This window comes from Chitinophaga oryziterrae (assembly GCF_009758125.1).
In the GTDB taxonomy this organism is placed as follows: domain Bacteria; phylum Bacteroidota; class Bacteroidia; order Chitinophagales; family Chitinophagaceae; genus Chitinophaga; species Chitinophaga oryziterrae.
Genome location: NZ_WRXO01000001.1, coordinates 262,786 through 281,984, shown reverse-complemented (window position 1 = coordinate 281,984; position 19,199 = coordinate 262,786). Strand labels below are relative to the sequence as shown.

12 protein-coding genes are annotated in these 19,199 nt (G+C 42.0%); 2 read left to right on the top strand and 10 right to left on the bottom strand.

The features are described 5' to 3' along the window. Position 1: 1 nt before the first annotated feature. Together GO495_RS01225 and GO495_RS01220 are read right to left on the bottom strand one after the other, a co-directional pair. A complete protein-coding gene (locus GO495_RS01225) occupies positions 2-892 on the bottom strand; it encodes an ABC transporter ATP-binding protein (protein WP_157297890.1) in 891 nt (296 codons plus the stop codon). An 88-nt stretch (positions 893-980) separates the two neighbouring features. Next, entirely contained in the window at positions 981-3,380 is a 2,400-nt protein-coding gene (locus GO495_RS01220; protein ID WP_157297889.1) for a 3-hydroxyacyl-CoA dehydrogenase/enoyl-CoA hydratase family protein, read from the bottom strand. Between the two features lie 23 nt (positions 3,381-3,403). Here GO495_RS01220 and GO495_RS01215 point away from each other — a divergent pair, with 23 nt between their 5' ends. Then, positions 3,404-4,603, top strand: a complete 1,200-nt coding sequence (locus GO495_RS01215; protein WP_240915120.1) for a Fic family protein — start codon at positions 3,404-3,406, stop codon at positions 4,601-4,603. Between the two features lie 220 nt (positions 4,604-4,823). On the opposite strand, the gene GO495_RS01210 is transcribed toward GO495_RS01215, so the two are convergent. The 6 genes from GO495_RS01210 to metG all read right to left on the bottom strand — a co-directional run bounded on the left by GO495_RS01210 (position 4,824) and on the right by metG (position 16,548). Then, entirely contained in the window at positions 4,824-5,270 is a 447-nt protein-coding gene (locus GO495_RS01210; protein ID WP_157297888.1) for a hypothetical protein, read from the bottom strand. Positions 5,271-5,301: 31 nt separating this feature from the next. Continuing rightward, positions 5,302-8,781, bottom strand: a complete 3,480-nt coding sequence (locus GO495_RS01205) for an RHS repeat-associated core domain-containing protein (protein ID WP_240915171.1) — start codon at positions 8,779-8,781, stop codon at positions 5,302-5,304. Between the two features lie 30 nt (positions 8,782-8,811). Then, complete coding sequence (locus GO495_RS01200) at positions 8,812-9,723, bottom strand: DUF6443 domain-containing protein (protein ID WP_170302612.1); 912 nt, start codon at positions 9,721-9,723, stop codon at positions 8,812-8,814. 41 nt (positions 9,724-9,764) lie between these two features. Continuing rightward, positions 9,765-13,121, bottom strand: coding sequence for an RHS repeat domain-containing protein (locus GO495_RS01195; RefSeq protein WP_157297885.1), 3,357 nt, complete (start codon positions 13,119-13,121; stop codon positions 9,765-9,767). After that, complete coding sequence (locus tag GO495_RS01190; protein WP_157297884.1) at positions 13,025-13,384, bottom strand: hypothetical protein; 360 nt, start codon at positions 13,382-13,384, stop codon at positions 13,025-13,027. The genes GO495_RS01195 and GO495_RS01190 overlap by 97 nt, the downstream gene beginning before the upstream one ends. Positions 13,385-14,448: 1,064 nt before the next feature. Beyond that, positions 14,449-16,548: a methionine--tRNA ligase gene (gene metG, locus GO495_RS01185; protein ID WP_157297883.1), complete on the bottom strand. Its 2,100-nt coding sequence runs from the start codon at positions 16,546-16,548 to the stop codon at positions 14,449-14,451. Between the two features lie 122 nt (positions 16,549-16,670). Here metG and GO495_RS01180 point away from each other — a divergent pair, with 122 nt between their 5' ends. After that, a complete protein-coding gene (locus GO495_RS01180) occupies positions 16,671-17,582 on the top strand; it encodes a S66 peptidase family protein (protein ID WP_157297882.1) in 912 nt (303 codons plus the stop codon). Here GO495_RS01180 and GO495_RS01175 read toward each other — a convergent pair. Both GO495_RS01175 and GO495_RS01170 read right to left on the bottom strand, forming a co-directional pair. After that, positions 17,562-18,362: an alpha/beta hydrolase gene (locus GO495_RS01175; protein ID WP_157297881.1), complete on the bottom strand. Its 801-nt coding sequence runs from the start codon at positions 18,360-18,362 to the stop codon at positions 17,562-17,564. The genes GO495_RS01180 and GO495_RS01175 overlap by 21 nt on opposite strands. A gap of 15 nt (positions 18,363-18,377) precedes the next feature. Then, complete coding sequence (locus tag GO495_RS01170) at positions 18,378-19,190, bottom strand: HesA/MoeB/ThiF family protein (RefSeq protein WP_157297880.1); 813 nt, start codon at positions 19,188-19,190, stop codon at positions 18,378-18,380. Positions 19,191-19,199: the final 9 nt, after the last annotated feature.

The window sequence follows — 19,199 nt, the reverse complement described above, 5'->3', positions numbered from 1 at the left end:
GTTAGTTATTGGTTAACTCCAGGAATGCAGTTTCCAGGCTCTTTCTTCTTACCTGTAAATGACTCAGCCAGATACCCTGCTGCGAACACCAGTTGTTCAGCGCTGCAGGATCTACCGGTTCTTTAAAGATCACCTGAAGCAATCCTTCGGGCGTGACAGACAATTGCAGAAAAGCAGGATGCTTTTCAATGACCCCTTTCAGCGCTTTATTATCCGCACTGCCCACTTCCAGGAAATCATCCCTGGTAATCACTGCATTCACAGGTCCGGATAACAGCAGTTTCCCCTTTCTGAGAATAGCTACATGTGTACACACCTTTTCCACTTCATCCAGCAGGTGACTGGCCATGATGATCGTCTTACCTGCCTGTGCCAGTTGTTTCACCAGGGTCCTCACTTCAGATATACCTACCGGGTCCAGTCCATTGGAAGGCTCATCTAAAATCAGCACATCAGGATCTCCCAGCAAAGCAGATGCAATGGCCAGCCGCTGTTTCATCCCTAATGAATAGGTTTTAAAAGCAGAATGCTGACGGGCGGTTAACCCGGCCAGTTCCAGTACTCTCGGAATATCTTCTTCGCTTCTTTGTTTGATCCCTGCTACTACCTGCAAATTCCTGTAGGCAGAGAGGTAATGATAGAAGTTAGGCGTTTCCAGCAGCGTACCTATGTTCCGGCGCTGCTTTGCAGAAGGTTGCTGGTCGAACAAAGTAAAAGAACCCTCGTCGGCACTGAGTACATCAGTGACAATACTCAGCAGGGTAGTTTTTCCGCTACCATTGGGGCCAAGTATACCGAATACGCTACCGGGAGGAACATCAAAAGACACCTGTGAAAGCGCCTGTACAGGACCATACTTCTTGGAGATGTTCTGAAGGGAAAGGATAGGCATATTTGGGTGTTTTATACGGGAGGACAAAATACCACGATCTACCTGCTAGTGAACGCTATCAGATACTTGTATTTTGTCCCCCCTGTTATTAATTTCTTATTGGCTTCCCTGTTTTCAGAACGCTTTGCAGTCGCTCTAATGTTTTACGCTCTCCTGCCAGGCTAAGGAAAGCTTCTCTTTCAAGATCCAACAGATACTGCTCACTTACGATCGTGGATTCTGATAAATCTCCCCCACACATTACATAGGCTAATTTACCTGCAATTTTCGCATCATGATCTGATATATAATTAGCAAAGCGCATACTGTGAACGCCTGTCAGCAACATTCCCAGGCCGGTACGGCCCAGCACTTTAATATCTTTTCTTTCTACCGGACGGCTATACCCTTCATCTGCCATCAGCAGCACACTGCGTTTGGCATCTGCTATCTGCCTGCTCAGGTTCATGGTAATTTCATCATGACCTTTTCGCAGAATACCCAGTTCATAAGCTTCGTGCGCTGAAGTACTCACTTTCGCCATCGCCACGGTCATAAAGCGATCTTTCAACGGCTCTTCTTCTATGCGCCCTTCCTTAAATTCATCGCTGGCACGTACCGCCATTTCTTTGGTACCACCACCACCGGGAATCAATCCAACACCCAGCTCCACTAAACCTATATAAGATTCGGCTGCTGCCTGCACTTTATCTGCATGTAAACACATTTCACAACCACCACCCAGCGTCAGCGCATGAGGTGCCACGATTGTTGGTATGGCTGAATAACGTAAACGCATAGTGGTTTTCTGGAATAAACGTACGGCCATATCCAGCTCGTCGTACTCCTGCTCTGCGGCCAGCATGAAGATCATCCCTACATTGGCACCGGCAGAAAAATTAGCGCCATCATTCGCTAATATCAATCCACGGAAATCTTTTTCCGCGCGATCAATTGCTTTATTCACACCTTCCAGTACCTCACCGCCAATTGTATTCATTTTAGTTTTCCAGTCGAGGGAAACGATACCATCGCCTAAATCGTACAGGTTACAGGCACTGTTCTTCCACACTATATTTCCCGAAAGGTTTTCCAGTATGATAAATGTATCAGCACCAGGCAGGAGTTTGTAAGCCTGACTGCTAATATCATAATAGAACTTCTTACCGTTATCAATTTTGTAGAAATTTTTGATACCCTTAGCCAGCATATCTTTCACCCAGGCAGCTACGGTATGTCCTTTTTCTTCCAGCAGTTTCACACTGGCTTCCACTCCTAAAAGGTCCCATATTTCGAAAGGACCTATTTCCCATCCGAAACCGGCTTTCATGCCATCATCTACTTTGTAGATATCGTCTGCAATTTCAGGGATACGGTGAGAGATATATGAAAACAGGTAAGAGTGGAACTGCTGATAGAATAATCCCGCTTTATCGGTAGCTGCTCCCAGTATCTTCATACGCTGTTTCAGGTCTTCTACCGGCTTCGCAGCTTCTATACTGGCGAATTTGGATTTTTGGCGGGGGCCATATTCCATCGTTTGCAGGTTAAGCGTAAGGATTTCCTTACCGCCTTCCCCTTTGGTCTTTTTATAAAACCCTTGTCCTGTTTTATCGCCCAGCCATTTGTTCTCTACTATTTTCTGCAGGAAAGGAGGTATTACGAAGATATCTTTTGCTTCATCCGCAGGGCAGTTCTCTGCCACTCCATTTGCTACTCTCACCAGTGTATCAATACCCACTACATCGGCTGTACGGAAAGTAGCCGATTTAGGATGGCCTATTACCGGCCCGGTGAGTGCATCCACTTCATCTATATTCAGGCCCATTTCCTGCATGATATGGAAGATAGCCATGATAGAGAACACCCCTACCCTGTTGGCGATGAACGCAGGCGTATCTTTACAGAGTACCGTGGTTTTACCCAGGTAAAGATCACCGTAGTGCATCAGGAAATCCACGATTTCCTGATCTGTATGCGGAGTGGGAATAATTTCTAATAAACGCAGGTAACGCGGCGGGTTGAAGAAGTGTGTACCACAGAAGTGTTTCTGAAAATCTTCACTGCGGCCTTCGGCCATGAGATGAATAGGAATGCCGGAAGTATTGGAGGTAATGAGTGTACCGGGTTTGCGGTATTTCTCTACCTCTTCGAACACTGTTTTCTTTACCGCCAGGTTTTCTACCACTACTTCTATGATCCAGTCATATCCGCCTATTTCTTTCATATCATCCGTAAAGTTGCCTGTGCGGATGTTTTTGATCACATCTTTTGTGTAAACCGGGGATGGGTTAGCCTTCAACGCGGACTGTAAGGCATCATTTACAATGCGGTTCTTAACGGCTTTACTGTCCAGCGACAGGCCCTTTTTGATTTCCGCTTCATTTAATTCTTTAGGGGCTATATCCAGCAACAACACCTGTACGCCTATTCCTGCAAAATGGGCTGCAATACGGGAACCCATTACTCCTGAACCTAAAACGGCCACCTTATTGATGTGTCTTTTCATAGAAAGTCTTAATTAATCGAGAAATGAATTTAGCATTTTTTGCGGGACTTACAGAGTTTTTAGAACCTGATAGAAATCTTTCATATGCGGCGAATAATGGCTATATTCACCGCATAAATGCGGCGAATATGTATATATATGAGCTAGATAATTGGCCTCAATTCACCTGGGATTACGAAAAACTGGCAACGAAACTGGCCGAAGTAAGATACCGGCAGGGTAAGATACTTGGGCAGATGAATGCCGTTGGATTTAATCTGAAGGAAGAAGCTATCCTGCAAACGCTCACGCTGGATGTATTGAAATCAAGTGAAATTGAAGGGGAGATATTGAATCCTGAACAGGTTCGTTCCTCTATTGCTAAACGTCTTGGAATTGATATTGGAGGCCTGATACCGGCAGATCGTCATGTTGAGGGCGTTGTTGAAATGATGCTGGATGCTACTCAAAAATATGATGCGGCTTTAACAGAAGATCGTCTTTATGGATGGCATCATTCCATGTTCCCTGCCGGGCGAAGTGGTGTTTACCAGATAACAACAGGTGCCTGGAGAAATGGCCCCATGCAGGTCGTTTCCGGAATGATGGGGAATGAAAAAATACACTTTGAAGCACCAGCCGTTCATCAGCTTCCTAAAGAAATGTCTGCTTTTTTAACCTGGTTCAATGATAAACAGGAAATAGATCCTGTTATAAAAGCAGGTATTGCCCATTTATGGTTTGTAACTATACATCCTTTTGAAGATGGGAATGGCAGGATCACACGTGCCATTACAGATATGCAGTTAGCCCGTGCAGATCAGACTGCACAAAGGTTTTACAGTATGTCTGCTCAGATACAGAAAGAACGAACGGAGTATTATAACATATTGGAGAATACTCAAAAAGGATCTCTGGATATAACAGGATGGTTAAAATGGTTTCTGGATTGCCTTTACAGGTCTATGGATAGTACAGATCAGATACTCGGAAAGATTATGACAAGAACTGAGTTCTGGGAAAAAAACCAGGAAACTCAATTTAACGTCAGACAATTAAAAATGGTGAATGTATTGCTGGATGATTTCTTTGGTAATCTCAATGTATCCAAGTGGGCTAAAATGAACAACTGTTCTACCGATACAGCATTAAGGGACATCAATGATTTAGTCAATAAGAATATTCTGATGAAGGCTGATGGAGGAGGAAGAAATACCAACTATACGTTAAAAGGTATATCTTAAAATCATTACCCTTTTTTAAACGTATACGCTTAAAAAATCAGAAAATTTAAAGGTATCCCTTTAAAAAAGTAGTCTATAAAGTGTCCTTCCGGGAAATTAAAAAGGCCGTTCCTCTTTAGAAAGAAGAACAGCCTTAAATTTCTCAGCGTTTTATTGAGAATAAGCCATCATTTACTCTATGTTGGATATAGAAATAATAAAAACACGACAGTACAAGGTTTCATTCAATTTTTATAAGTCCCAATTGCTTATACTTATCATTCTCTATTAAATCCATTAATTCAGGATTATTCAATTCTACCTGAACTATTTTATAAGGCGCGCTGAATTTATTCGGCACCGGAGATGATATGAGTGTATAAATAAATAATGTATCACGCTGTATTTTGTAAAACATCTCAAAAAGCCCTTCATAAACATATTCATTCGATTTTGGAGCTTTGAAATTTTTATTGTCAGTGTTTGAAATAACTATTACTTGCTTATCACCTGTTAATCCCCATACCATCCTCTTAATAAAGACCGATGGATATCCCTTTTTTGAAGGCAATTTTGTTATAGTTGTTTGAAAATAATCATTCTTATTATCCCAATTAAAATAAATTGCAATTGCAGCCAGAATTACTACAATAGAAATCGATAATAAAAAAATTCGCCTCTTTTCCATAAATCGCAACTTAATCATAAACTATATTTAGTTATTCTATGTTGTTAGGTGTTAAATTAATCCTCTTATCAGGGTTAGACTTAAATAAATTCGCTCCCCCTTGCCAGCCATTTTGTATTTGCCTTCCTGAATACTCATCTTCTCCATACCAAGGAGCAGGTCCGAAACTCGTTCCGAACGTTACGATTCTAAATGCATTCCACTTGTTAAATTCCCCTACATTCAACGCACCTGCCAACTTCATATATGTTTCATAACTAATATGCACGCCTCCCAATTCACCCTGCCTACCATTAAAGCCTGCCAAGAAATTACCTGCCGATCGAGCAGATGCATAATAACCTAACAATTTCTTACCTGTCATTGGACCATATGGAGCCACATCTCTTTTAGTTTTAATGTCAAAATCCTGGTTATTCTTTGATTTATTTGCAACTTCTCTCAGATCATATTTCATTGCTTCTTCATGATAGCCTGCAATTGTAGAAGCCCAGGATTCGCGAAATAATATTCTGCCTTCTGCCCTATTGGTATTTGGAACAATAAACTCATTCCAATAAAGCGTTTCCCCCATTTTCTCACCTCCACCTGAAGCAGATTTAGTTTTTCGTCTGCTTTCATCAACATCTTTTGCTGTTTTCGCATCATTGTGTTTATATACTCCTAAATCTCCATCATTATATACAGCGAGTACCTTACCAGCCAAATCTGTATGGGTAGAAGTACCTTCCATGCCATTGGGATCCACCATACTTAATGGATTATTCAATACATAATTGTATGGGGAATAACCGGCATATTTAGTTGCCATCGGATCTTGAACATGCCACCTTCCAATCTGCGCATCATACATCCTTGCACCATAATCGTATAACTCTAATCCACTGTCATCCTTAAACTCACCACTCTGCAACTCCTTCCCATTATACTTGAACTTGTTCTCCGCGTAGCTTGAACCCTTTAATGCTTTAGAAGAAATCCCTGCCATCGTCAACCCAAAGGGATAATAATGCGTCTCTTCTAGCAAAGGCCCAGTATTATGCGCAACTATCAGATTATCAAAGAACATATCCTCTCCACTCTCATTACTTGTATAAATATACAGAAATCCGGTTTTCTTTATCACAATTCTGTCTGTACCGAGAGTCTGCAATTGATCCGGGCTACCCTGAACCTGTTTCGCACCACTGTTTTCATTTACCATGCTAAGCCTATCATCAAACAGTGCATAATTCAGGTAGGATTTGGGTTTGTCTGTTAGATTCTGTGTTGGATCTTTCTGTTTTAATGCATCATAATCTGTACTGCTAAAACTCGTAGAAAGAGGGGAACCAGTTCCTGTAGCGGTATGTGCCCCCTCACTCACACTAGAACCACTGAACGCCTGTAACAAAGCTGCAAGCATATTAGCGGACGTAGTACCAGATGTACTGGTACCTGTACTTTTATAGAAAGCTTTTACCCCCAACTGGATAGTATCACCAGCCATTACGCGCAATACTAATGATGGCCCAATCTTCTGTCCATTGACTGCATTCAACCTCGCAACATAAGTATTAGGATTGGTTGTATTATCGGCTGGATAACCGGCCGGCAGAGCTGTACGCGTATTATCAATATTACTAAACAACGCATTCTCAGTAGCGGTAGCTCTTGTTTCCATAGTAGCTGCATACTTACTGCTTTCACTTCGCGTACCCAATACTACCCGTACATTACCCAGATGATCTTTCTCAAAATAGTCGTAGGTGAAACTCACCGGCTGGCCAGTATTATATACAAGGCGGATGCGCCCTTCCTCTTGAGATAAAAACTGTAAAGTATCCTGCTGGTAAACAAAACTACCGATATAGTCTGTAACTGTTATTTTAGGAGTACTTGTTGTATTATCTGTTACTGTCTTTTTCAGTTTATTACCAGCAGCATCATATTGGTAACTTATACTGCCTTTACCTGTGATCGTAATACTGGATGGTAGGTTCAAGTGATTATAAGTAATAACACTGATCCCTTTATTCTGGTCCGTTAACAGGTTTCCATTTCCATCATAGCTATAATCATCTCCTGTATTGCTACCATTATTAAAATCGCCCAGTTTAGCAGATGAAGTATTGCTGGCATCCAATACAGCAGACAATTTGTTACTTCCTGTAGTTAGGTAGGAATAAGTAAGCTGATCTATTGTACTGGGAACAGCACCTACCATTCCTTTTTGTGTCATGGTCTTAATATTACCATTCGCGTCGTAAGCAAGGTTACTTACTGAAAAATCCACCGTATTCTGAGTCCAGGCGGCACCAGTGCTATTCTGCTGTGTAAAATTGGCGGCCGTCAGGCGATTTACCTTATCATAGCTATAGCCAAATGCACGTGTTATTCCGTCAGACTTACTTTTCCATTTAACACCGGCAATATTACCATTGTACTGATTGGTAGTGAATCCATAGTCATAGTTTAATTCCTGTCCAAACCAGTTGTCAGTACTCGTAGTATTTACAATAGCTTTGTTAATTCCCTGGAGCCATCCCTGAATATTATAGGTATAGTTAAGTGCATCCAATTGTGAAGAGGAACCTGTTACTCCCAAACGTTTTTGTTTAAGTTGCCCTAATTCATCATAGCTGTTTGCTACCACAATCTTATCCTGGTTGCTATCATTATTCAACCTTTTCTTAACATTGAGTACACGTCCCGCAGCATCATACTCCATCATTGTAAGCAGGGTAATTTTCGGCGTTTGTCCACTGCGTGGATTGGTATGCCGGAGATAACTGCTTAATACTTTCCCGCTAAAATCATAGAGATTCGTAGTAATGTCTTTTCCCCCTGCATTATTATTTGATGATGTTTGGATCACACGTCCCTTATCATTATAATAGACTGTTGTTGTTAGCCATTGGTCAGTACCCAACACTCTGATCTTAGTACCTGTTACCAATCCTATTGTTAGATTACCAGAGGTAGAAGACAATGCTTCCGGATAAGGATTATTAACGGCTAGTGGCTTATTTATATCTCCAGTCTCATAAGGTAACCTACCCGCATAATTATAGTTATCATAAAAAGTATAACTAAGAGGAGTAAGCTCACTGGAAGATATTCCGGGCGAAGGGTTGGTGGCAGTGATCGTAGTAGTCCCTCCTGTACCGGCAGGATTGATCTCTGCAATAAATTCAGCACCCGTACCGGAGTCGAAGCTGTCCTGAAAGATAATACTATTGGAAGCAGTAATTATACTGCTTCCATCATAACTACCCAATACCAGATCGGCAGTACCCGGGAATACATAACTGATAGTCTGTGTAGTGGACGTAGCAGTATTCAAACTTGTCTGAAGCGCAGTCTGCGTTGTATTTGCTTTGTAAATGGCCGTCATGGAGGGACGGTTCAATCCATCATAGAAAGTAACCAGCCATTCCTGTGGCGACTTTAACCGTTGCACTGCATCCTGCGTAAACACCAACCGGTCCCTGATATCATAAACAAGGTATACAGGTCCGGCACCAGGCATCTTTTTCACGATCATTCGGTTACGATCATCTTATTGATACTGGAAACATAACTCATCAGCAACGGCACTTACATTCCATCCGGCTATCATACTTCTTTCAACAGCCAGTGGTGGAATCACAAAGCGAAGATTATTCAGGTCATCATATACATAATAGGTACATAACCAGCCTATATGTGCAGTGCCGGGAGTAGTGGCAGACTGTACCTTTTTTAACACAATCTGGTCTTCTACATCCTTATAGGTTACTACCTGGTTACCTGCTTCATTAATCGTTACATCCTTAAATAAAGTACCGGGCGCATAAGTACTACTACTTGCCGGCAGACCAGCTCCGATAGTCCATATCCGAACAGAGTCAGTCAATGCATTTACCAGGTATTTATTTTCAATGGGATGATTGCCACCTTCCTTTGCCCAACTGTTACCAGGAGAAAAAGTTTTCATTACCCTGTTTAAAGGAGAAGCCTCAAACTCTGTCTGGTTATAATATATAGATTCTCCGCTGGCACCGGGATTCAAAACAGCATCCTGATAAAATGCTTTCTGATCATTAAAAGGATTAGTTTTAAACTTACCATCACTTGCATTACCCGTTTGAGCTACATAAGGCAGGTATTTATATTGCTCCTGTCCAAAGGCATCGTATACCACCGGAGATACAAGATCCTTTCCAGTAGTACTGATTCCTTTGGAAACCATTTGCAAAGGACGAGCCAACCCATCAAAATATTGCGTTGTTTGTGTTACTTCAGATATTGTTGTGCTGGTAGCGCTAACGGCGGTTGCATCTGTTAGCGGCTTATTCGGCACCCATGTGCGGATATAATTAGTTGTTGTATTCGTATATGCGGCAGGAACAGTAACTGCAGTAGCTGTTACGCGTGTTGGTTCGTTTGGAGTTTGTGCATATATATAACCAGATACAATCAACAGGAGCATTATTAGGAAGACGCGCAATGTATTTATCATTGGGATTAAAATTATTGAGTGATTGGTTTTTGATATTGATAATCATATTGCTTCAATATCATACGGTTTTGATCTCTGATCAATTTCAAGCGGCCAAAATCATCATATTCGTAGTATGTAATCTGACTTTTAGCATCACATTGATGTGTTAAGCCAATTAGGGGATTCCAGGTATAAGTGGTCATTTGAGCATTTTCAGGGTATGCCCTTGCTTCATCTATGAGCCCTGTTCCACTGATTGAGATAACACTTTGGCCCGTAATGTTGTGTTCATAATAAGTCCAACCGTTAATAGTCTCGCTCTTTACCGGATAACCATTTTGAGTTCCTGTAATATTAAACGGAACACTATTTTTTGTCCAGTAGGACACCTTATAAGTCATCGTAGTTGTTAATCCTGATCTGCTAAGATTACCACTTGAGAGATTGTAACATTTATTACCAGTAGGTGAAGTGTCATCCTGGACTGGAACTCCTGAGAATTCCCAGTTGCCTTTACCATCTGATTCGAACGATGTATACGCGATGTCATTATAACGTGCATTTCTGGTCTCTGAAATAAGGTGTACACCGGTATAGTCATATATATACGAAGAGAAGATGTCATCGCTTTTCTGCTGTTCTAACAAATTACCATAACTATCATATCTTGAAAAATAAAATTTGGACGCCGACAGGTTTCCTATTTTCAATTCACTGCTTTCAGGAACAAACAGGTTACTAAGCTGTATGTAATTATTTTTTATACCTTTAGTGATAACATCTTTGTGATAGATATTTTTTTCAATAACAGCATCCAGGATGTTATTAGTTTTCATACTGCCGTAAACAGGTATGGATGGATAATCACCTGGATATTTGTATTCTGTCTTAACAGCATCACCTTTGCTATCCAGGAATGTTTCCGTTTTTAACTGCAGATCGCTATTAATGTCATTATATTGATATTCATTGACCAGACTCAGGTAAGTGGAACCGCTAACATCATATGTACGTTTTTCCGCCTTTGTGAGTTTAACATATCTCGATGGTACAAAATAATATTGAACGATCAAAACAGGTTTCGGTGTCAGTTGTGCTTGTGTGGGAACTCTTAAAGCCCAGTCGACTTTGGCTCCAAGTACATCAAATAAAGGATTATAAGTATCCCAGATCCCCTGGAAATCGTCTTTATAAGTATTAAAAGTTTCGTCTACCTTGACGAAAGAGTTGTTCACATTCTTATAGTTTATTTCCTGCAATACATATCCGCGTGCCCAGTCCACAGAAACAGGTGTGGCAAATGGAAATAAGCTGGTTTGTCCTATTCTTCCAGGATTATAACAAACATTCTGTGGTTGGTTAAGTGTTATTCTAGAAGGCAAAAAAGAAAAATCCGTCCTGGAATTATAGTAATATTCAGATTTACCATTTGTACCTATATTTCCATTACCATCTTTTCCATAATATACAATAACCTTGTCGTATCCCACATTACCACCTTGCAGAGAAGTAAGAGGAGCATAGGAAGATGAAGAATATACTGTATACTCAGGAACGAATACATCCGTACCTCCAGAGGCATTGGTACATAACTGGGCTTCTCTGAACTGATACTTATAAGTAGGGATATAATTAATTATTCCGGAAGACGTGGTATCATCAATATTATACTTATACACTTTTATAATCCCTTTGTCCGAAACGGGATCATAATCTGTCATTTGGGCTACACGAAGACCACCAACTTTTTTAGTTCCCTTCCTTGTAATTATATCTCCTTCCAGTCCAAATGTATACATGCCATCCACATTTACTCCTGACTGAATGAGGGGACCTGATGCACTACCAACCCTCGCCTGGATTTGATATTTACCTGCCGGCAGAACGATAGTTGTGGTATAGTTTGCGCTTGCATATCCAATAGTGATTGGTCCCACTGAACCATTCCCTAATACATCCATATTTACAGGATTAGCCGGATCATTGACTTTAAAAACATTAAAATACACATAAGTCGACGGTTGGCTCGGATTGAAAGGTTGGTTGGTACAACTACCGGATACGGCTACCGGCCATTTAGTTCCGGTAAAAGAGAGTTTAAAAGTTGTCGGATACAAAAGCTCAAATACCTGGCCTGGTGTAATATGGCACATCCCACCTCCTCCAATATAATTTGCTTTTTGAACGTCGTCCCAATAAAAAGGATTGTTAGTTTCATTCGACTCATATTCAAACAGAGTAGACCCTCCGGTTGGATATTTTATTTTCTTCAATACACCTGCCTGAGCATAAGGTTCAACTGTTTGCCTGAACGCACCAACAACATAAGTTCCCGTATTACTTGTATAAGAAGGTATCAAAGTTGTATTCCCTGTTTGCCCATTATAATATCCCCAGTGGTCCACTGCTTTTGAAGTTACCCGGTTCGGTAAATAAATACTATTTTCATACGTAAATTCGTAGGATTGTCCCACCAGGCTATTTGCAGACAATTCCTGTATTCCTTTTAACGATAGCCTGTAAGAAGTATTAGCCACCGTATTAGAGCCCGCATCAGGTAAGCTTGCAAATTCAACCATACTGGTTGAAAAATAGTTATACAGTAAAGTATAACTTTTGATCGTATCCAAAGTATTCTTGATAACAATCTTATCCAAAACCTGACTACCTTGTAAGTCGTGCCTGTATTTTCCAGCTACAAACTCTACACTACCAGTAGGAAATATGATTTTTGAAATTTTCTTGGCATCCTGGATGATCGTCTTGTTTATTGAATATGATCCATGAAGAACACAACCTAAAGGGCTGGCCGGATCCCAATCATATTTTGTTTCAGATGAAGGCATCTCATATTCATAGCGGTCAGAGGTATACTCAAAGGAAATTTTCTGGTTGGTCCTGGGCGATCTGATTTCCTTTAAATACCAGCTGCCAATATAGGAAGTCGCTGATGCTCCCTGATCACTACCGAAAGTATTGGTAACCGTTTGCATAGTTTCTGTTACGTTAAAGTAAAAGATGGTACCATCTTCGGTAGTTATTTCCCATTCAGTCAATCCTGTTGCAGAAGGATTTGAAGGATTCTTTTTTATTTTTATTTTCTGATAAGGAATGGTATGTACGTTTCCACTTTTGTCAAATACAAATTTTCCGGATTTTCCGCAAAAATTAAAGTAATACATATCAGACTCCGTATCGTTGCTTTGCCTGGTTACTGCTTCAAAATAATCATACGCAGCGTCTCCGCTTCCCAGGGAGCTGGTACATTCCGGTAAAGGTAAATTCGGATTTACCAGAAAACCACCATTCCCATCATCTGGTATGCCTTGTATAGAAAACGGGTTATTACTCCTCCTGCATTTAATGTCCAGCCTAATCCTACCCATGATGGAACTTCCGCAACTTGTATTCCTCCTGCATGATAGCTCAAAGACACCGGTACTTTCATTCCCCATTGATCAATTGTCCATATTGGAATATCTATTTGTGGTACCCCATTATATAAGTTTACCGGGAAGTTTGCAAATTTTCCCAAGGAAGCAGCATTGGGGGATGGCGGCAATACCTGTTTTAGCAAACTTTGTGAATACAACAGGTTTAGCCTTGTTATAAAGAGAAAGATTATAAGTATAGTTTTCGCAAACTTCATCTTAGGAAAATTTATTTAGAAAATGTAATTCGTATTATTTAGCTTAAAAATTATAGCCCATCCGCACTTTCAATGCACTCATCGGAGGTACATTCCTACTGGTCATTCCTGTAAAGAGGGTTACAAATAATCCGACTGGAATACGAAATCAGGTCAGCCAGTTCAACCCGTACTTACCTTTACTCTACGAGCCTTCATAGAACCTTTCACCGCCAACATATGAGCACCAAAGGTTGTTGTACCTATGTCTACATTTTCAGGAAATTCAGTGAATTTTGCAGGGTATCCAGATCAACATTACCCCCTAATGGTAAATTACCAAGTACTTTATTCTTCAGACCTGGTTTCAGACTGTTCAGTTTGTGTGAAACCTTATTTTAGCAGTTATAGAGTTCTCCAGTCAGTATTGGAAGGTGCTTCATGGATGATTGACCTCCCTATTTCAACAGAGGTAGCTACATTGTTATCATACCCCCCATTATAAAATGAAACAGGGTAAAATTTGGTAGCATCGCCCTGAACTGTAAAAGTGTCGGTAATCTGGGAAAACACATTATCGCTGAAACAAAAAGCCGATAACAATAGCAATAGGATCCTCGTAATTCGCATTAGGTATATTTTTAATTATTGATGGAACAGAATGAACAATGCAATGTGTACAGAATGATAATTATATAGGGGGTAACAATGCTACTTGTAATACTATAGCCTGTTTAACATATTGAATAATAAAAGACTATAAGGATAACTTACCATTCAATCATAAAAGTATTCTATACTTTTATGATTTCTTATCACACATTCATAACATTCGGGTACAATATTATAGCTTTACTACGCAGCTTATCTGCGCAAAACGGGGTATCATTGGAATTTTTAAAGAAAAAAGGAATTTGATCTTTATTATCTATGGAATAAAAAGCTATGATTGATGCCCAGGAATGAGTTGTATTTGAATACTTCTTTTCTATCAAGGTTTGAAAATCATATATCAATTCTATTTTCATAACCCTTCCAAAGCCCATGCCTCAGAAGGGTTACGAAAAATAGAATATTATACGTTATTACCTTACCTCACTACCGGCATCCACTGCCGCGTCCGGGTTCACAAATACCAGTTTACCCGCCGCATTCTCTGCCATCAGGATCATTCCCTGGCTTTCAATACCCCTCATTTTGCGGGGAGCCAGGTTAGCTACCAGTGTTACCTGCTTGCCTATTACTTCTTCCGGAGTGAAATGCAAAGCTATACCGGAAACTACGGTACGTTTTTCAGTACCTATATCTACCAGTAATTTCAGCAGTTTATCCGCTTTAGCTACTTTCTCCGCTTCCAGGATAGTACCTACCCGCAGGTCCAGTTTTGCAAAGTCTTCAAATTCGATCGTTGCTTTAGGCTCTGCGGCCGGTTTAACTTCTCCGGATGCAGTGTGACCAGCAGCGGCAGCTTTCGCAGCTTCTGCCTTAGCACGTCTTTCATGCAGTCTTGCCACCTGCGTAGCCACTTCCTCGTCTTCCACCTTCTTGAACAACAATTCCGGCGGACGCAGTGAATACCCTACACTCACCAGTTTCAGGCTGCCCGCATTTTCCCAGTCCAGAATACGGTCTACCACTTTTAACATGTGACAGATCTTCTTCGCCGTAAAAGGCAGGAAAGGATTGGCGAAGATGGCCAGGTTGGCAGTCAGCTGTAAGCAAAGGTGCAGACAGTTGTCTATCGCCTGCTGGTTAGCCGCCTGCAATTCAGGTGTTTTAGCCAGCAGCCATGGCGCCTTTTCCTGTAAGTATTTATTCCCTTCACGGGCTACATTGATCACTTCTGCCAATGCCTCACGGAAACGGTAGTTTTCCAGCGACTCTTCAATGTTTTTCCTGCCCTGCTGAATAGCGGCAATCAGCGCATCGTCAGTAGCATCTTTAATCTCCTGATGGAATACGGGCACTTTACCGCCGCACAACTTGTGCATCAGCACCATCGTACGGTTGATGAAGTTGCCAAAAATAGCTACCAGCTCATTGTTATTCCTGTCCTGGAAATCCTTCCAGCTAAAGTCGTTATCCTTGGTTTCCGGAGCCGTACTACATAATACGTAACGTAATACATCCTGCTGATCAGGGAAATCTTTCACATAGTCATCCACCCATACCGCCCAGTTACGGGAAGTAGAGATCTTCTCCCCTTCCAGGTTCAGGAACTCATTGGCAGGTACGTTCTCCGGGAGAACGAAGTTGCCATGTGCCTTTAACATCGCCGGGAAAATGATACAATGGAAAACGATATTATCCTTTCCGATAAAGTGTACCAGTTTGGTATCGTCCTTACACCAGTAATCCGCCCAATCCGGGGTCAGTTCTTTGGTAGCAGAGATGTACCCGATAGGGGCATCGAACCAAACGTACAGCACTTTTCCTTCCGCATCAGGCAAAGGGACTTTAATACCCCAGTTGCTGTCGCGGGTCATCGCACGGCTCTGTAAACCATTGTCTATCCAGCTTTTACACTGGCCGTACACGTTATTTTTCCACTCTTTATGACCATCCAGCAACCACTCCTTTAAGAAAGGTTCGTAGTTCTGCAGCGGCATATACCAGTGTTTGGTTAATTTCTTCACCAAAGGAGCATCACTCAGCGCAGAGCGCGGGTTAATCAGCTCATCCGGGCTCAGCGTTGTTCCGCAACGTTCGCACTGGTCGCCATATGCATTCGGGTTGCCACAGTTAGGGCAGGTACCAATGATGTAACGGTCGGCCAGGAATACGTTGTTGGCGGTATCGAAATATTGTTCTGATTCATGTTCTTCAAACAGGCCATCATCATACATCTTTTTGAAAAAGGCAGAAGCCGTTTCATGATGCACGGGATTGGTAGTACGGGAGAAGATATCAAAAGAGATACCCATATCAGAAAAACTATCGGAGATAATTTTGTGGTATTTGTCCACTACATCCTGCGGTGTCACACCCTCCCTCATCGCGGTAATGGTGATAGGAACCCCATGTTCATCCGTACCGCCGATGAACTTAACATCCGCCTTTTTAGCACGCAGGTAGCGTACATAGATGTCGGCAGGTAAATAGCAACCCGCCAGGTGACCGATGTGGACCGGTCCATTGGCGTAAGGCAGTGCCGCCGTTATTAGATATCTGTTAAATTTTGCCATGTTCGCTTAAAGAATACTTAAATAATCGAAATTCTGTTTTGTGCTTTTGGAAGAGCCGAAAGTATTTATCAACTTAGCCCCGTCGGGTATTAATCGACAAAGGTAACTTAAAGCATAGAAGAATGAAAATTCCACCATATCTCAAAAAAGGAGACCTGATAGGGATCACCTGCAGCAGCAGTAAAATGGAGCTGCAGGCGGCAGAATATGCCGCAGGCGTATTCAACTCCTGGGGATTCCGTGTACACCTGGGCATTACGGTAGGCACCAGTTTCTATAATTTCTCTGCCCCGGATGAACTGCGGCTGGAAGAACTGCAGGATATGCTGGATGATACCGAAATGAAAGCCATTGTGTTTGGCCGGGGAGGTTATGGAATGGTCTGTATCCTTGATCAGCTGGATTTTACCAAATTTAAGAAACATCCCAAATGGCTCTGCGGATACAGTGATGTGACCACCTTACACAACCATGTACAGTCATTATACGGCATTCCTACCATACATTCCATGATGTGCAGCGGAATTACCCCCGAAACCGTCGACAACGAATATGTGGCTAGTCTGAAACAGGCGCTGAAAGGTAAAGCGGCGAAGTACAACTGCGCTCCCCACGAATTAAACCGCAGCGGTAAAGCCAGTGGCATACTGATTGGTGGTAATTTATCCTTACTGGCCAACCTGTCAGGGACCAATTCACAGCCCAGCACCAGGGGCAAAATATTGTTACTGGAAGATATCGGGGAATACCGGTATAACGTAGACCGTATGATGTATAACCTGAAAAGGGCCGGCTGGCTGGATAAACTGGCCGGATTAGTCGTAGGCGCCTTTACAGAAAGCAAAGAAACTCATATCCCTTTCGGGCAGACAGAATACGAGATTATCCGCGATATCGTGAAAGAGTACAGGTATCCTGTTTGCTTTGGTTTCCCTTCCGGACATACGCCAGAAAATTATGCACTGAAGTTAGGCATGGAACATGAGCTGACAATCACTGAAAAACAGTCGAAGTTATTCCAGTGCATTGTCTAATGCCTGGTGATAACGGGTGTATTTATTCAGATTAGTATGATCAGCGCCGTCAATAGCGATGAACTTATCTCCGGGCTTAAATAACGCTTCCAGCTTTTTACCGGAAGACATGGGCACGGTATGATCATCTGTGCCATGAATAATCGTTACGGGAGCCGTTACTTTCTTCAGATATTCATTGGTAGGGAACTTATATTCCAGCATCAGACCATAAGGATAAATCGGGGCAAACCGGTTCGCCATATCCGTCATGCTGTAATAGGGAGCTTCCAGGATCAATCTCCTGCAATCCCTTATGCTGGCCAGTTGTGCGGCTACACCAGAACCTAGGGAACGACCATAAATGATAATGCTGTCAGGAGGGAAACGCTGACGCGCCATCTCATACATATGCAACGCATTGGCATAAATCTCAGATTCCACTAATGGACCGGTACTCTTTCCGAAGGAAGGGTAATCCATCATCAGCACATCATACCCATGATTGATAAAATCAGGCGTTTTTGAGGCATATTTAGAGATGTTCCTGGCATTGCCATGGAAATAAATAACGATGCCTTTAGGAGCGGTTGCTTTAAATAATACAGCGCTCAGTATCTCATCCTTTTTCACCGGAATTTTTATCTCGTCAAATGGAATATCAAACTGGAATTTGTAATCTGCCGCCAGTACATCCGGATGAAAGATCAGTTTCTTCTGCAGCATGTATAAAGCAGCAGCAGGCACCAGGTAAATCACCAGTATCCAGAAAAGTACAGGGCGTATTTTTTTACGGTACATTCAGTTTGTTTTAAGTTAGTCTTCGATGTCAGGAACGATATCAAGCCCGTATTCTTCTGCAGTCAGCAATCCTTTTTCCAGTGTATCCGCAATTACAGCGGCATTGGAATAAATGGTATGCGACAGATAAGCATTATGCAGATAATTCATGCTGTACAGCTTGTTGGCAAGACCATCCGGTACACCTGCAATATATTTCAGGATCTCATTCACCATCATCATACCCGTAGCGCCGTGAGTAACACCAATGATGCCCGCATCAAAGTTGCGGTACTCATCAGTAAGTTCTAAAGAGCAACGGTAAGAAGCCGCTGCATCCCCGCTGGCAGGAGCGATATTGTACCCTGCCCACCAGGATACCCAGTTATGCACTTCCCCTATCATAAAAGGTTTGCCCTGTGCCATACATGCATCATTAATCACCAGATGGGTGGCTATATTTTGTGAACAGTCTATCACAAAATCCATCCCTTCCAGTAACTGCAATATATTCTGCGGTTTCACCTGTAACAACAGGGGATAATGTTTTGTAAAAGGATTACTTGCCCATAAACGGCTGGCCGCCATTTTAGCTTTGTGTTTACGCAGGTCCTGCACCTGGAAGATAGGCTGACGATGCATATCCTCATCATTGATCACGCCATAATCAGCAATACCGAGTACGCCTACACCACTACTGCTCAGGTACTGAATGACAGGGCATCCCAATCCGCCCGCACCGACTACCAGTATCCTTGTATCCTTCAGTTTTTCCTGCATGGCAACACCCATGCCCGGAACAGCTATCGCGTGTTTAAAATGCTGTAGTTCCTTTTCACTTAACGCCATAAGTTGATC

What these genes read in the sequence shown, in the direction of transcription:
- GO495_RS01225 (WP_157297890.1), bottom strand. Translation starts at nt 892, where the DNA reads ATGCCTATCCTTTCCCTTCAGAACATCTCCAAGAAGTATGGTCCTGTA.
- GO495_RS01220 (WP_157297889.1), bottom strand. Translation starts at nt 3,380, where the DNA reads ATGAAAAGACACATCAATAAGGTGGCCGTTTTAGGTTCAGGAGTAATG.
- GO495_RS01215 (WP_240915120.1), top strand. Translation starts at nt 3,404, where the DNA reads ATGAATTTAGCATTTTTTGCGGGACTTACAGAGTTTTTAGAACCTGAT.
- GO495_RS01210 (WP_157297888.1), bottom strand. Translation starts at nt 5,270, where the DNA reads ATGGAAAAGAGGCGAATTTTTTTATTATCGATTTCTATTGTAGTAATT.
- GO495_RS01205 (WP_240915171.1), bottom strand. Translation starts at nt 8,781, where the DNA reads ATGCCTGGTGCCGGACCTGTATACCTTGTTTATGATATCAGGGACCGG.
- GO495_RS01200 (WP_170302612.1), bottom strand. Translation starts at nt 9,723, where the DNA reads ATGCTCCTGTTGATTGTATCTGGTTATATATATGCACAAACTCCAAAC.
- GO495_RS01195 (WP_157297885.1), bottom strand. Translation starts at nt 13,121, where the DNA reads ATGGGTAGGATTAGGCTGGACATTAAATGCAGGAGGAGTAATAACCCG.
- GO495_RS01190 (WP_157297884.1), bottom strand. Translation starts at nt 13,384, where the DNA reads ATGAAGTTTGCGAAAACTATACTTATAATCTTTCTCTTTATAACAAGG.
- metG (WP_157297883.1), bottom strand. Translation starts at nt 16,548, where the DNA reads ATGGCAAAATTTAACAGATATCTAATAACGGCGGCACTGCCTTACGCC.
- GO495_RS01180 (WP_157297882.1), top strand. Translation starts at nt 16,671, where the DNA reads ATGAAAATTCCACCATATCTCAAAAAAGGAGACCTGATAGGGATCACC.
- GO495_RS01175 (WP_157297881.1), bottom strand. Translation starts at nt 18,362, where the DNA reads ATGTACCGTAAAAAAATACGCCCTGTACTTTTCTGGATACTGGTGATT.
- GO495_RS01170 (WP_157297880.1), bottom strand. Translation starts at nt 19,190, where the DNA reads ATGGCGTTAAGTGAAAAGGAACTACAGCATTTTAAACACGCGATAGCT.